This window comes from Bradyrhizobium shewense, from assembly GCF_900094605.1.
Classification (GTDB): domain Bacteria; phylum Pseudomonadota; class Alphaproteobacteria; order Rhizobiales; family Xanthobacteraceae; genus Bradyrhizobium; species Bradyrhizobium shewense.
The window spans coordinates 37,105-51,673 of the sequence record NZ_FMAI01000016.1 but is presented as its reverse complement, the minus strand read 5'-3'; the positions used below and the strand labels follow the sequence as shown (position 1 = coordinate 51,673).

General features: G+C 59.0%; 9 protein-coding genes. 3 read left to right on the top strand and 6 right to left on the bottom strand.

Annotation, left to right across the window (positions count from 1 at the left end):
* Window positions 1-478: 478 nt before the first annotated feature.
* Window positions 479-865 carry a hypothetical protein gene (locus GA0061098_RS27120; RefSeq protein ID WP_091963815.1) on the bottom strand — a complete coding sequence of 129 codons (387 nt, stop codon included), beginning with the start codon at window positions 863-865 and terminating at the stop codon, window positions 479-481.
* 644 nt (window positions 866-1,509) lie between these two features.
* Here GA0061098_RS27120 and GA0061098_RS27105 point away from each other — a divergent pair.
* Both GA0061098_RS27105 and GA0061098_RS44040 read left to right on the top strand, forming a co-directional pair.
* Window positions 1,510-1,713: a hypothetical protein gene (locus GA0061098_RS27105; protein ID WP_129590950.1), complete on the top strand. Its 204-nt coding sequence runs from the start codon at window positions 1,510-1,512 to the stop codon at window positions 1,711-1,713.
* Between the two features lie 123 nt (window positions 1,714-1,836).
* A complete protein-coding gene (locus GA0061098_RS44040) occupies window positions 1,837-2,061 on the top strand; it encodes a hypothetical protein (protein WP_129590949.1) in 225 nt (74 codons plus the stop codon).
* A gap of 174 nt (window positions 2,062-2,235) precedes the next feature.
* On the opposite strand, the gene GA0061098_RS27095 is transcribed toward GA0061098_RS44040, so the two are convergent.
* The 5 genes from GA0061098_RS27095 to GA0061098_RS47480 form a co-directional block, all read right to left on the bottom strand.
* Window positions 2,236-3,600, bottom strand: a complete 1,365-nt coding sequence (locus tag GA0061098_RS27095; protein WP_091963801.1) for a coiled-coil domain-containing protein — start codon at window positions 3,598-3,600, stop codon at window positions 2,236-2,238.
* Window positions 3,597-9,548 carry an AAA domain-containing protein gene (locus GA0061098_RS27090; protein WP_245323622.1) on the bottom strand — a complete coding sequence of 1,984 codons (5,952 nt, stop codon included), beginning with the start codon at window positions 9,546-9,548 and terminating at the stop codon, window positions 3,597-3,599. The genes GA0061098_RS27095 and GA0061098_RS27090 overlap by 4 nt, the downstream gene beginning before the upstream one ends.
* 331 nt (window positions 9,549-9,879) lie before the next feature.
* A complete protein-coding gene (locus tag GA0061098_RS27085; protein ID WP_245323660.1) occupies window positions 9,880-10,524 on the bottom strand; it encodes a 4Fe-4S single cluster domain-containing protein in 645 nt (214 codons plus the stop codon).
* A 2-nt stretch (window positions 10,525-10,526) separates the two neighbouring features.
* On the bottom strand, window positions 10,527-12,356 hold the full coding sequence (locus GA0061098_RS27080) for an AAA family ATPase (protein ID WP_091964156.1): 1,830 nt from the start codon (window positions 12,354-12,356) through the stop codon (window positions 10,527-10,529).
* A 166-nt stretch (window positions 12,357-12,522) separates the two neighbouring features.
* Window positions 12,523-13,038, bottom strand: coding sequence for a recombinase family protein (locus GA0061098_RS47480; protein ID WP_430649278.1), 516 nt, complete (start codon window positions 13,036-13,038; stop codon window positions 12,523-12,525).
* 485 nt (window positions 13,039-13,523) lie between these two features.
* Between GA0061098_RS47480 and GA0061098_RS27070 the strand changes: the two genes are divergently transcribed.
* The gene (locus GA0061098_RS27070) at window positions 13,524-14,294 is read left to right on the top strand and encodes a DUF2971 domain-containing protein (RefSeq protein ID WP_165637631.1); all 771 of its coding nucleotides are present in this window, start codon (window positions 13,524-13,526) and stop codon (window positions 14,292-14,294) included.
* Window positions 14,295-14,569 lie beyond the last annotated feature (275 nt).

The following is a 14,569-nucleotide window of genomic DNA, read 5'->3' as shown; positions in this document are numbered from 1 at the left end:
AGGAAAGTGGCGCGCGCAGCCACCTCTCAACGATTCGCCGTGTCGGGTACACCAACCTCGCGGAAGGCGCCCGGGTCAGGTACGAGCTGAAAGCCGGACGTTCTCAAGATAAGCGCGGAACATCTCCGCATTGGCTGAGGACGTCAGGCCCCGAGGAACCAAGCCAGGTTCATCGGTGTTCTGAATCGGCTTCCGGCTTGTCCGAGAAGCATCGATACGGCCTCAGCATAATCCCCCCGGTGCCGCGGTCGACGATTTCAGGACGGATCAGCTTCGGGCAGGGCGACCGAAACTGATATCTCAGCCATGTTCCAGGAGCGGGCGATTTTGAAAAGCCGCCGCTCCTGATTGCCTCGACACTGGCTCGGGCGAGTCCCTAATCGTCGAGCTTCAGAAGGGCAACTTCCACAGGAGGTAGAGTAGCGCAGCAATGGCTCCCCAGAAAAGTATGCCGCGGAAGATGAAGGCGAGGGTCATGTTAATCCCCGTCTCGCCCAAGCCGCTGCGCCATGGCGATTCCATCGATCGCGTCTGCCAGCACTTCTAAGAAAACCCGATACCATGCATCATCATCGGGAAGCTCCCACTCTCGTAGGCTGCCGACGTAACGGGTCAGAGCAATCACGCCCGCGATTGTAGTCGGCGCTGAACGGATGAGCACATTCGCATGCTCCGCGAGAGCATGGTTCCTTTGACTGCTGATTTCGTCGGCGGCATCGAACCCGGCGCCCCCATTGAGCTTCGCCGATACGGACAAGGCCGCGTCGTAATGCGCCGACAGCTCGCGGTGACGCTCGATCACGACGAAGATTAGATCCCGATCGGTTGCAGCAGTCGACTGGGTGGAAATTTTCTGCGATGTCAATGTTGGCTCCAAGCAAGTAGCAGGCCTACGTTACCATCGCGGCCATGATGATAATCAGCGTAGCGGGTCCTTCATCTGCGGTATTTCTGCTCGATCGGATTGGGCGTTCAAACTCCATTTGGAGGTCGAGAAGTTTCGGGGACGAGGGCGCGCCTTGCTCGCGCCGGAAAACGGCTCCGCTCCCGCTGTTCCCGGCGTAAAGCTGCATATTTGCGCCGTATCAAAGGTTGTAATCCCGCATCGGCCGCGCTTGGATACGCTTGCACATTCGAAAGGGGCGGGCAAAATATGAAGTTGATTGCAATAGCTGCCGGTCTGTTGCTGCTCGGCGTGATCGGACAAGCAAACGCACGCGGAGGACATGGAGGGCGCGTCAGCTACGGCGGCGGACATCACACTAGCAGTCATGGCGGCAGCTATTTGGGCGGATCCGGCTCATCACACCGTGGCGGGACTTATGTCAATTCGAGAACTGGCAACCGTTACGGCACTCATCGATAACAAGCGAAGAGGCAGGACTCGAGGCGCGACCATTCGATGGGGCGCTTTTTACGCGTGGGCAACAATGGGAGCCGAACGTTTCAGCTACGAAGCCGCCAGGGTCCCGGAAGGGGCTTTCTAACTGCGCTGTTTTGCTCTGGTGCGTGATCGGCCTTCTCTTCAATGCGGGCACTCTCTTTGGCTGGGCTAGCTCGTTTGGGATCGGCACTTCGGCTTTTGTCACCGCCATCCTCACCTGGGCTGACGGCATGGTTCTGTTCGGTTTGGGAGCGCTGCTCTCGCACAATGACTTTGATGGCGAGCGGCGCCTGCCAGAAGACGCAGGCGATATTCGGATAACGCGCTAGAACTCTCTAGGGTGAGGGCCGGGATGAAATGCAGCCCGGCGTGTCCAATCGGATGAGAGGCTCAGCCGCAGTTCTTCGCGTTGATCCAGTGTTTTTTCTGCGTTACAGGATGGGACTTAAGGCATGAGCGTTTCGTCGAGCGAAATGGCAGACTGCCGTCAAGCAATTCAAAGCGATTGCGTAGCGAAGATCTTGCGAGGTGTGGTGATCATCTTTCGTGGAGCGAATATCAAACCGCGAGATTTCTTTGATATGGCTGCAGCGAGCGTCGATCATTCCGCCGAACTGATCCGCGAGGTGAACCCATATCGAAAGGAACGTGATCGAAACCATCGCTCAGATCGATAGGCTAAATCCGAATTTGTGCGCGGGGCAATAGACAGTCTGATCATAAGGGACGGCTATAAAGGAGTTGCCGCAACAGCTCTTGACTGCGCGAAAGAAATACTTCGGGCTGTGTGATCTTCGCGGACATGCGCGAGATGATCTCTGTTAGGTCAGTAGCTGGATTCTTGCAAATTGCTAATTGAGCGGGTTGATTGATAGTGCTCGATATGAACTTTCAACAACTTCCGCTCCGTGGCTTACATCCGGAGCTGACACGATCTTGAGAGGAAATTGGCCGGCCGGCCTTGCGAATTCCATTGCAAAGTGCCCACCTGCTTTAGCGACCAACGCTCTCAGGCGATCGAACTCACCGCACCAGATCGTTTCCATGTCACGATCACGGTTGGAGTCGCGAGCTTCGGCCGGGCTGCCGATACCGACGGCCCGCACCTGGAGGAGATCAAATCTCGATCCGCCCAAGAGCTCTACTCCATAGCCAGGATTGGCCGCTTTACGCAGGACGATCCGACCGTTCTGGACCCAGGCGGTCGCCATTCCCTCGGACACCTCGTATCCCAGACCGGCAAGACCTTCGAGCACCGCGCGCCTGCGCTCCTCGGCCGCCATCGCCTTGAATTCTTCCTCGATGAGAAGGTCGGCGCGTTTGACGAGGTCTTGCCCATTGCTGGGCAATGGAGAGGCGAGGGCTTCCTCGATTTCGGTCAGCAGCGAGGTAGCCTCTGCTGACTTCATCACGGAAAGCTCGGCACGTCGCGCCCGAAGCTCGTCCGCTAGTCGGCCGTTGGCGCGGCCGTCCTTTACGGCCGCGGCCAGGTCCAACAGAAGGCTATCTGCGATAAGCGATCTTCGAGCCGCAGGCTCTGCTTCCAACTGCGCGACACGGTCCGAGAATGTGGAGGGATCGATGCCAAGCCCACGCAACTCGCCGAGAAGAGCATCGACGCGTCCCAAGGCGGGATCCTCCATCTCCTGAGCTTGCCCGGCAATCCAGTCCCGCAGGGTGTCACGGCGCTCGCCCGCGCCCAGGCGAGTAGCAAGCTCGCGTTGGCGGTCTGTCGCGCTATCCTGTGCCCGAAAAGGAAGCAGCAGCAGCGCTTTTGCCATGGCCGGTTCCAAGCGCTCGGTAGATCCGGTCGAGCCACTGAGCTCGCTTCGAATGTCGGCGGGAATTTCGACTTTCAAAGCTTGCAGCCTCTGCAGCAGCGCTTCGGCTGCCGCTTTCGAGCGCCTGAATTCGCGGTTCGAACGGGCCGCCATTTCGGCAGCTCTTTCAACCCGGCGCTCGGTATCCGCCTGAAGGAAGGCGATCTCAGCGGCAACCTGTTTCTGGAGTTCGATGAAACGATCGGCCTCGAGCAGGCGACGAAGCTCATCTCGCCGGACTATGACTTTGTCGATGTCCTTCTGCTCAATGGTCCCGTTGCGTTTGCCGGCGGAGGTCCAGCTTTCGATTGCGGCGTCAAGCCGCGCCAGGTTGCGATGGCAGATGGCGATGATCTCGGCTCGGGTAACGATCCTGAAGGCTTTAGGTCCGCTCATTGCAGTCCTCCCCCACGAAGCGCGTGCTCGACAGCGTTCTTGAGCCGGAGGCGTTCGGCTTCTCCAGCATGAGTCCAAGCATACGACGAAACTCTATGGACATAAGGAACGGCTCTTCCCAACACATTGGGACGCCAGATCTCGCGAGCACGAGCTCTTTGAAGCAAATGATGTCGCGGCGCATCGCATTCCACGCCTATGGCGTAGAGGCCGGTCCGGGGATCGGTCACGGCAAAATCAAGGCTGAATGCGCCGCCATCGCGGGCCCGACTGGGCTTATAGCCATTCGCTTCCAGAAAGGCTTCGACGGACCTGGTGAAGCCGTCGTCCTCATGACGTCCAGCTTCGTGGTGGGGACGTGGTTCGGTTACCATCCGGTCCAGGAGCGTCTTTCCGGAGTCTGCAAGACCATCGGATACCGTCCTGGCATATTCCAGGTAGCCTTGCAGATAGTCGCGCGGCACCCTGGGACCACTCCGCCTCGTCAACAGGTCCGATATCTCTGATATCGGCATGGATGTGACGATGACCACCTTTTCTCTCGCACGTGTTACCGCGACATTCAGGCGGCGCTCGCCGCCAGCGTGGCCTAGCGCGCCGAAGCTCTTGCGGAAAACGCTGTGTTCGTTGCGGCCGAATGTCGTAGAAAAAACGATGATGTCACGTTCATCGCCTTGCACGTTCTCCACGTTCTTGACGAAAAAGCCCATATCCTCGCCATGCTCGATACGTTCGCGCTCGCGCATCAATGCCTCTCGGAACGCTGCGTCGTTTTCGGCGCGATCTTCCAAAGCATCTTCTATGGCGTCGGCCTGCTTGCGGTTGAATGTGACGACACCGACCGACGGTGGCGATGAATCCTCCCAAAGCTCCGATAGGTATTGTACGACATCGCTGGCTTCCTTTTGGTTCGTCTGGGCCTTGTAAGTGCCGTCCGAGCGCACGACTTCGATCGGCTTGAGCCTGCGGATTGTCTCTACGGGATGGCGAACGGGGACGCTAAGGCCGTTGGCGTAGAACGATGCGTTCGAGAATGATATCAGCTCTCGATATTTAGAACGATAGTGCACTTGCAGAGTACGGGTCCGAAGTACGGAGCGGGCGAGTTGGAGGAGGTCAGGACAATCCTTGATCTCTCTGCGATTCCACGTCTCCGCGAAGGCTTCGCGTTCCTCCTCGCTGGCTCCTTCTTCAGGTTCTTCACCGTCGAATATTGCCGCTTCGTCGTTCTCGACCTTGCTGGCGAAGAACGAGGTCGGCGGCATCTGCTTTTCGTCGCCGCTGACGACGACGAGCCTGCTGCGGAACAGGGAGGGCAGCGCATACTCAACTGGCATCTGCGAGGCCTCGTCGAAGATGACGGTATCGAAGAGTCCCGCGCGAGGTTGCAGCACGCGGCTCGCGACATCTGGCGTCATGAGCCAGACCGGACGGAGCGCGAAAAGGCCGAGCGGAGTACCGCGATCGATGAATTCACGCAATCTTAGCGCTCTTGGGCCACGCAGCCTGGTGATCGCGTCCCACTCGCTGGTCGGACGCACATTTGCTGCGTCGATACCTTGGACCAGAAGATCCCGGTTGTACTGCCGGATCTGCGCGTCGGCTTGCGCAAGCGATTTTACCTTGGCACCTAGCTCGTCCGCGTCGAACAAGACGTCAGGATTTGCGCCCTCCATATCGGCCTTCCATGCTAAACGGGCCTCGCGTCCTATAGCGGCGCGAATGCTGGCGTCGAGGTCTTCGGAAGCCAGTTCCGAAAGCTCGGACTCTCTGGACCTGAGTGTGGCGAAAATGGCGCGCTCCCTGTCGTCCAGGCGCGAAGAGCGAAGTCGATATTCCTGGTAGCTGCTCAGCATCGGCAGAGCCTGCACGATCTGGTCAATGGCGCTCGCATTAGAGCGACCATTCTCGATCGCCGAGCATCTCACTCCAAGCCACAGTTCGTCGAAATAGGTCGTGAGCCGGTCCAATGCGGCGCGGCTCTCCTCTCGCGTGTCATGCCTTCTGAGCGCGAGTTCAGCCAGCTCAAAGAACGTGCCGAGCTCCTCAGTCGTTCCGGCCGAGAGCGCTCTCTCCAGCTCAAGCCGGTTCGGGCACCGATCGATAAGCAAATTGTGGCCTCCCAGACCATTGAGGAACGAGGCGAGGCGCTCGGCGAAATCGGCGAGCTTACCAGGCGACGAATCCAGATTGGGGGCGCGGCCGAACAGGACCATGAAATATTGCTCGAGTTCGTGCCTTGGCTGGCGTATGGCCAATTCGAGCTCGACCGCATAATACAACGAGCTGATGGCGTCGTTATCTTGCGGGAGCTGCAATGACGCAAGGAGCTGGCGTACACGGCGCGTTCGCAACCAATGGAGCGGGTTGAGCCATTGTAGGGCGCTTGCTGGCAAGCGAACTTGGCCCGCGAGTTCCCCGGCAGAGCAGAGCTCTTCCTCATTGAAGGCGATGAGCTTGGAGCAAAAGTTCGGTTTGTAGGATGGGCCGTCGAGCGACGAGAAAATTTCTTTCATCGCCGATAGGCCCTCCAGAATGCGCGCTGCTTCCGATGTCCCATCCTCGACGTTCCGAAACAGCGGCCGCAATCGCGCGAGATTTGCGCAGACCGAATCGCTGATCGAGCGGAGCTCAGCCGCTTCGGCGAGCCAAGACTGAAATTCCGCCGCATCCGATATTTTCAGACAATTCGCCGTCTCAGCATCGGTCTGCTCCTGCCGCGCGTCGGCTTGCAAAAATGCCTGCAGGTGCAAGGCTAGCGCGGCCGCGGTTCCTCGATCGGGATTGAAGGGCTTGAGGGCGGACAGAGGATTGTTTTCAAATTTCGACGGAAGCCAGAATTTCGCGAGCGGGCCGCAATTCTCCTCCATCCTCGCCACGTCCGCGGGATGTAGATCTGCCAGCAACGGGCGGATTTCCGGAGCGTCAACGGGTTTCGGGCTGCCTTCTTCGATCTCGAGCAGTTCGCCGAGCAGCGCTCGATAGGACAACCCGGTTCGATCATCCTCGGAATGAAGTGCATCCTGGCGACGATCCAGCTCTGTCTCGAGCGTCTCGATGCGGGCCGCGAGGCGATCGCGCTCTCGCTTCCAGGCCGGAGACCCTCCGGGAGACAGGTTGTGCAAAGCCTGGACCTGCGAACGGATTGAGCCGACGATCGGCTCACGGTCGCGATGCGCATCGGTGATCATGACGAAGCGATCCGTCAGGCGTTCCTTATCCAAGCGCTTGCGGACCACCTCGAGAGCGGCCTGCTTCTGGCAGATCACGAGGAGCGATTTTCCCGTGCCGATGGCGTCCGCGACCATGTTGACGATGGTCTGGCTCTTGCCGGTTCCGGGAGGTCCTTCGATCACCAATCCCGGGGCCTGACGTGCTTCGAGGACGGCCGCCTCCTGCGAGGGATCACTATCCGCAGTAAAGTACCGGTCGGCCTCTTTCACTAGAGGGTATGCCGAAGGCGCCGCCTGCTGCTCGTTCAGGCGCAGGGCGGCCTCGAGTGCTGTGGCCGTCGGCGGCAAGCCCCGGAGCGTCTCGAGATCCTTCATCACCGCCTGGCCCATGAAGGCCAGATGGAACAGCACGGCTGCTGGCACCAGCTGCCGTTCTTGCGCGCTGACTTCGACGTCCTTTCCGGGAAGAGCAGTCAATTCGTTGCCGATAGGCTTGGCCAATCGGCTGAAAGCGTCCATTACCGCCTGGACGGACAAGCTTGCATGGGTCAGGAGCTCGTTGGCCGCTTCCTGCCAACGTCTCGCCTCGGGGACGCCGACCATTCCTTCGAGTGCGGGATTGACGAGAACATGCTCGATCTCGGTATCGGGATTTCTCTCGCGCCCATAACCTAAAGAGACATGACCGCGGTTTCCGACCTCCGGATTGACGCGCACCGGCCACAGCAGGACCGGCGCAATCCGCGGTCTCGCGTTCGGCCGATGATCGCGCATGATCAGGAACGGAAATCCCATGAACAGGCCATCGATGCCGGTATCGCGCCGGTAGAGCAATGCATGGGAGTGCAAGGAGCGCAACCTTCGCTCAAGCCCGTCGCCATCGGCGAAAGCCGCCGGATCGACGTTCACGGTCCGGTTCGTACGACCAAGCAGCTGGTCGAGAATTTCAGCTGCCGGCACTCTGGATGTATTGAGCTCGGTGAGATCGATCCTGGCTGATTTGCCGATCAGCATGCGCGTCAGTGGCCCGCGCAATACGCCGCCTGAAATCCGCTTGGCGAAGAAGTCCAAGATCGTCGACACATAGCCTTGCTTCGGAAGCGCTCTCCACGTCTCGGCGGGCACACAAAGAAGGGCAAGCGAGCGCCCTAAGGGCATCCGTCTGTCCAGCCGAAACTGATCCGCCCACTCGTCGACGTCCTTGATGCCGCATCTGGCGAAGTTTTGAATGCGCTCGTCAATCGCCTGGTAGATCTCGCGACGCGGGCGGCTGAGGAGCATTGTCGCCTCCTCTGCCGAAAAGTTGCCGAGCCCGGCCGTCGACGCTTCCTTTTCTGCTTCTTCGATGACCTCGGCGACCGAGCGGAACTGGTTAGAGGTCGCGCTGAGCAGGATGACGAGGTCTTCTTCCGCCGAAATGCGCCGCTCAGTGAGCGCTGCTACGCCGGCATGGTCGGTATCGGGGAAAAACTTTCGCCGTTCTTCCCAGAGCGCAGCCAGGCGGGCCATAGAGGTGGACAGCAGGTGAACGCGCAGAGCATCCTCGTCGACCGCGATTTCGAGTTGGTCCAGTCGCTTACGAACCGTGTCCGAGCGGACCTTCAGGCGCCAGAGCCAATCGTCCGGATCGATCTTCCGCAGCAGGTCGGGTGCAGGACCTGTGATCAGACTGTACCCGTCGCTCGGGTGGTCCAGCAGCCAACCCGGTGTGACGATATTGCCTCTGACGATCAGAGGCATCGACGGATTGAGGGTTTTAAGTGAGATGGAGAGCTTCAAATCCTCCTGAAGGTCCTCAGTCCGCAGAATTTGCCGAAGACCTGCCGCAACAGCCGCTTCGAAGCCGGCCTCCGAAGTCCAGCTTGCAACGGCGCCCCTGAGGACAAGCGCCTTGGCTTGGTCCCAGTTCGCAGCTTCCGCCGCTGCCAATGCGAACATGTTAGCAGATCGATATTGCTTGCCGCCAAGCGAAATCGAGCTTCCCCCCTCTGTGTCGGCCGCGGTATCGGGCGCTGGCGCTGATACGCTTTCTCCGCGTAGCCACGCCTGAACTTCCTTCCACTGCCAACGCTGACGCCTGTCACGCGCCAACAGGCCGCGCAGCAACGTGTTGATCCGCTCATCCAGATTTTCGGGGAGGTGTACGCCGTTGGTGAGAATGTGGATCAGAAAGGCCTGCTCATTGATGCCTGCGAAGCACGCGCCTTGGGTGATCTTCTCCAACAAGATCATCCCCATGCTCCACCAGTCGGACGCCGGGGCGACCCCGCCGGCGATCGCCTCGGGGGCCATATAGCGAGTGGTTTCAAGCGGAGACACGATATCGAGGTCGAATTCGGAGAGCCGTGCCGAGCCGAAGCCCCCGATGACGAGGTCAAGTGGCTCTTTTGACCGCACGAAGACCACGGACGGCCGCAGATCCCTATGTCGCAATCCGGCCTCGGTGAGAGCGTGAACGGCCTTGGCGAGTTCGCCGACCAATGTTGCAAGAGACGCCGGATCACCTGGATCGACGGCAAAATCCGCCAGAGTGCCCCCCTTGAATTCCTCCGCGACCTCGTAGGCGCGATCTTGCCAGCGACCCGTTGCGAAGAATTCCGGGACGTGATCTCGAGGAAGCTTTAAGAGCAAATCGTAGATGGCTTGGTCCGGTTCCGAGCCTATAGCGTAAAGCGTAAGTATTCCTCGCTGTCCGTCTGAGGCGCGCGTGGCGACGAAGCGCTCGCGAACTGTGCTGGACGAGGCGATCCGATCCTGCAGATGCCAACCGTCCACGACCGTTTCGTGGCCGGCCGCTGGCGCGGGCTGTGGTGCCGGAATGGGCGCGGTCGGTGAGGGTGCCTCGCTCCGGTCGATGATCGGCTCGCCGCATAGGCTGCAGATCAGGTCGCCAGGAGAGCCCTGATGACCGTTTCGGCAGGTCGGGGTACTCGGAAGAGGAATTACAGCTGGATTTGGCCTTGGTCTCGCCGATGCCGCAGGCGTTATATCGACCGCCGATAGGTCCCAGCCGCAGGTTTGGCCGTTCAACGCGCCTTCGCAAAAGATCTCGCTGACGGGGCGTTCGGTATTGCAGTTCGGGCAAAGTCTGATCATCAGCAAAATTCTAAATAGAGGGGAAACGTGTATCTTCCGAAATTCTCAGCGTCGATCCGCCGCTTTCGAGCATATTTCGCAGGCGGCGGAAGTCGCCGCGAGCCGGAATGCCCGCAAGCCAGACGTCGCCATTATCGTCGAACATAACGTCGAAGGTGCGGTCTCTTTCGTCGATCGGCCGCTCGAAACTCGCGAACCGGGCGCGGCCCAGGGGCGTCATCAGGTGCAGCTCCTGATTGTCGCTGCCACGAAGCGCTAGGGTTTGCTTTTCATCGATATCGAATGGGCCGGAAACGATCGCGTCGATCAGAGATGGCGATGTGGCTAGCGCTTCAGAGATCGCGGTCCACCGGTAGCCGGTAAAGACCAGGATGTCCGCCTTCGTTCGAGTTCTAAGCCGCGCCAAAAGATCGAACAAAGCCTCGCGCTGATCAAAGGGCTCGCCACCCGAAATCGTGATCCCGTCGGCGGTCGACAGCCACGGCGAGACTGCCTCGACAACTTCCTCTACGGTCGTCGTTCCTCGTCCGTGCGCCCAGGTGTCCATGGAGATGCATCCTGGGCAGCGGATCGAACAGCCTTGAAGCCAGATCCCGATCCTTCGGCCCGGCCCCAAAGTTGTGACCGGAAAATGGATGCGCGACAGATTGACCATCCTCATGGGGACTGCTCGCTCACGAGATCGATCGTGGTCGATGGCCCAGGGCGAATCTGTTCAATCCTGTATCTGTGTCCAGCTTCCGCTCCGCGATCGAAGAGACTTCGCGACAGTGGGTTGATAAGGTGAAATTCAACCTGATTGCGGATGCCGCGGCCGCCGTTTGAAAGATCAGAAAGGCACAGGCCGCGAAGGACCTCCCGGGCAGCTCCGGTCAACGTCACGTCATAGCGCCGCGAGCTGACGTCCTTGAGCAGATTGTCGACCATCTGATCGAAAATCTCGTTTGCGACCTCGGTCCGGATGAAGTCGAAAACGATGACGTTCTCTCCGATCCGGTTCAATATCTCGGGCCGGTTGAGGACCTGTTTGAAGTGCTTTTCGATCTCGCTTCGGACCTTTCTCCGCACGGCTTCGAAGGTCTCTTCGGGTGTGACGTTGGCAATTCTCTCACCAGATGGCCCGGGTACGTAGATGCCTAAATTCGAGGTGAAGACAATGAACGCTTCGGAGAAATAGACACGATCGCCTCGTCCCGAAGTGAGGACGCCGTCGTCGAGGACCTGCAGGAACTTGTCGAGAATCCTCGGATGGGCCTTTTCGATCTCGTCGAACAGGACAACGCTGAACGGCTTTTCACGGATCGCATTCGTGAGCTCGCCTCCGACGTCATACCCGATGTAGCCGGGCGGTGCCCCGATCAGCCGCTGGTCCGAGTGCTCGGCACTGAACTCCGACATATCGAAGCGGATATACGCAGATTCATCGCCGAAAAGCAGGCTGGTGATGGTCTTTGCGAGTTCCGTCTTGCCGACACCGGTCGGCCCGGCAAGAAAGACGACACCTCTTGGCCGGCCGCCGCGCGGCGATGGTCCGATCCCCGTCACCGCGCGCTTGACGATATCGAGCATATGCGTGACTGCGTGGGACTGTCCCTTGACGCGGCGTCTGACGAATTCTTCACCCGAAGTGATCTTGTCGCGACTGATCTTGCGCCAGGGATCCTCAGTCACGCCCACCTTGAAGCGCCGCACGGCATCCCCGATCCGATCGAACTGCACGCCTTCGCTGCGGGCGAGCTGCGCAACCGCGCTGACGTCGAGCAACAGAAGGCCTTCAGTCTCGTCCACGAATCCTTGAGTACACTTTTCGAGCTCAGATTGGTCCGCGTTCTGCGCGCCGGGCAGACTTCGGACAAGGGAGCGGATCATGCTCCTTCTCGCAAGATGATCCGGTCGCCCGATGGGCACGTGTCTGATCTTCGGGTTTCCGATCAGGAACCAATCGGGCAGGTCACCCTCCTTGTCGACGATCCAGACGACCGTATTGAAGAAGGGCAGCCGCTTATCGCCCGCCGGACGCGGCCGCGCCGCATGAGACAGGATCAGCGCCCGGGCGAAAAGCTGGTGCTCGGCAGGTGATAAGGCCTCGTTTCGAGCGATCAGTCTTGAGGCAAAGTCGACGATAAGGGCGGAGGGCAGGCCTTCAGCCATGACGTGCCGTTCGAGCGTCGTCGATAACAGATCGATCCCGCCCGCCGCTGTGCCAGCAGTCGGCACTAGACCCAGTTGAGTGAGGTAGCTTCCGTCGGCCGGCTCAATGTCCCGAAATCCGTTCAGAAGATCGAACCATGCGATCCGCCCATAACCAGCTGCCTTTAAAACGTCCGGCAGAACCCTCGATAACGGCGCTGCGGTCATCTCACCCGGACCGACCTCGTGGATCTGGAGGTCCCGCGTATTGCCGGAGAGCACGAATTGGCTGCGCAGAGGCAAAAAGCGCAGCAAATCGCGGAGCCATCTGGCTCTTTCCACCGAACTGTCCTGCACCGAGAACCCCCCTTGTACGCGTAAGACGCGACTATAAGCTATCATACTCGCCGATTTCGAGGGTATTTCCCATGAATCCATAGGGAAATGGGATAAGGCGACGAATGACGACAAGGGCGGCCTCGATCGAGGTCGGAAGGGGACATCCGGCGCATCAGGGACATCACTAATGTTGGCGATCTGCTCGGCCAAGCGCTTCAGATCGTGTGCGCCGGCAACCGCTAACTCTAGGAGATCGTCTTTTGGCCAGGCGGCGAGTTTTTGAAGGCAATTCGGACCCGCTAAAAGAGAGGCCCATCTTCGGCGCCGTGAGCGATCGGAATGCAGGTAGATCTCGGACTTTTAGGATGGGTCCCTCAACGGCGGGGAGGTCTGCGAACCTCACATCAACACCTGCCTCCAGGAGCCTCGACAGGAAGCCCACCGATCGGGTGTGCCGATCCACCTTAGCCACCACTAGGGCTGCTTGGTGCACCCGCGCTGCGGTGAGTGCTTGGTCCAGGGCTGGTCTGTCACTGCGCTTCCCACTCTCGACCTCAGTGAACTCAGCCACCACCTTCGCTGTGCGGTCGCCGAGATAGTTACCTACGGCAATCCTCTGTGCCTCTAGGCCTAGGCCTGACGCTCCCTGCTTGCGCGTGGACACTCGATAGTAAGCGACAAACCGTTGCTTCGCCTTCATGCTTCCGCTCTCACTGCCCATTAACAGACACCATTGTTAGTGAGGCCGGAATCGCTCGCCAACAGGCAGGGCGTGAGTCAAATCGACTCAGGACTTAAGATGATGAGCGCTAGTGTGATCGAAGCGAATGCAGCGAGAGGCGCGGCCGGAAACCCCCGTCATTCCATTGGATGAAGAAGGCTTCAGAAGTTGGCTAGGGGGTACGGGGGGAAAGCATCGAGCCGCCGCCACGAGGTCACGTCTCAGATACGATACCCTGCAAGCGGCTTTGGCCGGCGGAGCGTCACAGGTGATCGCTGTTATCTAAGCTCATCGCTACATGAATTTCCGCTAGCAATCCCAATCGGACCGCTTGGCAGTCAGCCTTTCCCCATGATTTGATGCAGCGTTGGCTGCGCGGCTCTTTCGTAGCGCCTGGATTTAGAGCGATGCCTTTGAACAATCACCTACGCCGATTTTGGACGGACCCGCCTTACCATTCGAAAATGGGCAGCGCCGCCGTTACCGTCCCGCCGGATAAAAAATATCAGCGGGTATACTATATCACTTCAGCCGAGCACGCGCTCAGCAATATCGTTTTCGGCCGCATTAAGGTGGCACGCTTCAGCTTGCTGAACGATCCATTCGAACTATTAGCGCCGAAGTTCGCGAACTCGATCCTGCGGAAGTCAATGAGCAAGTTCAAACGCGAGTTCGACGAAATGAACGGCGCAGTTTGCTTTAGCGGCGACTGGGTAGACCCGGTACTGTGGACGCACTACGGCGCCAGGCACACCGGAATTTGCTTGGGCTTCAATTTAAAACGCAACATCCTGCGTAAGGTGAAGTACGTCACCGAGAGAATGACCGAATTTTCAGGCGACTCAGCCGACCAGGCTTTAGAAGACGCAATCATCGAAACCAAGTTCGCGAGCTGGAAGTACGAGAACGAGCATCGCATCCTCGTACCGCTAGAGAATTGCACCGAGGAAGGGCGATTACATTTTCTGCCGTTCGATAACGAGCTTCAACTAGCCGAAGTTATCATCGGTGCGCAGTCTTCGTTGCGGTCTGAGGAATTGCGAAGGATTGTTGACAGGCACTATCTGAGAAACAACGTCACAACGTTCAAAGCCAAGCTTGCGCTGAAGTCCTTCAATATAGTTCCCCTGGAGCCGAGCGTGCCCCCGGTCGAGATAACCCCGCTTAGACTGTGTCAACAGGCGAGCCATCTCTGGAGAATTGACTCCTTGTCCGAATCGCTAATTTCGCTTTAACTAGCCGACGGCCTTGCGGGAGGTACTGCAAGATGAAAATCATCACGAACGCGAGCGTGTGTCTGTCGGCTGGTCCGGTTTCAGCGTGGAAGGTAAGATTTCCACACTGCTATTCTTCGCTCTCATCGCTGCGCTCGTTATAGGGGGCATTCGCGACAGGCAAAGCCTCGGTGATCTTAGATTCTTGCTTCGGCGCTAGGCGGTTTTGGTAGGCATTGGCGCGTTGTGCTGTTTCCAATCCACTGACCGGGCACGGGGAGAGATCCGCTTGCCGT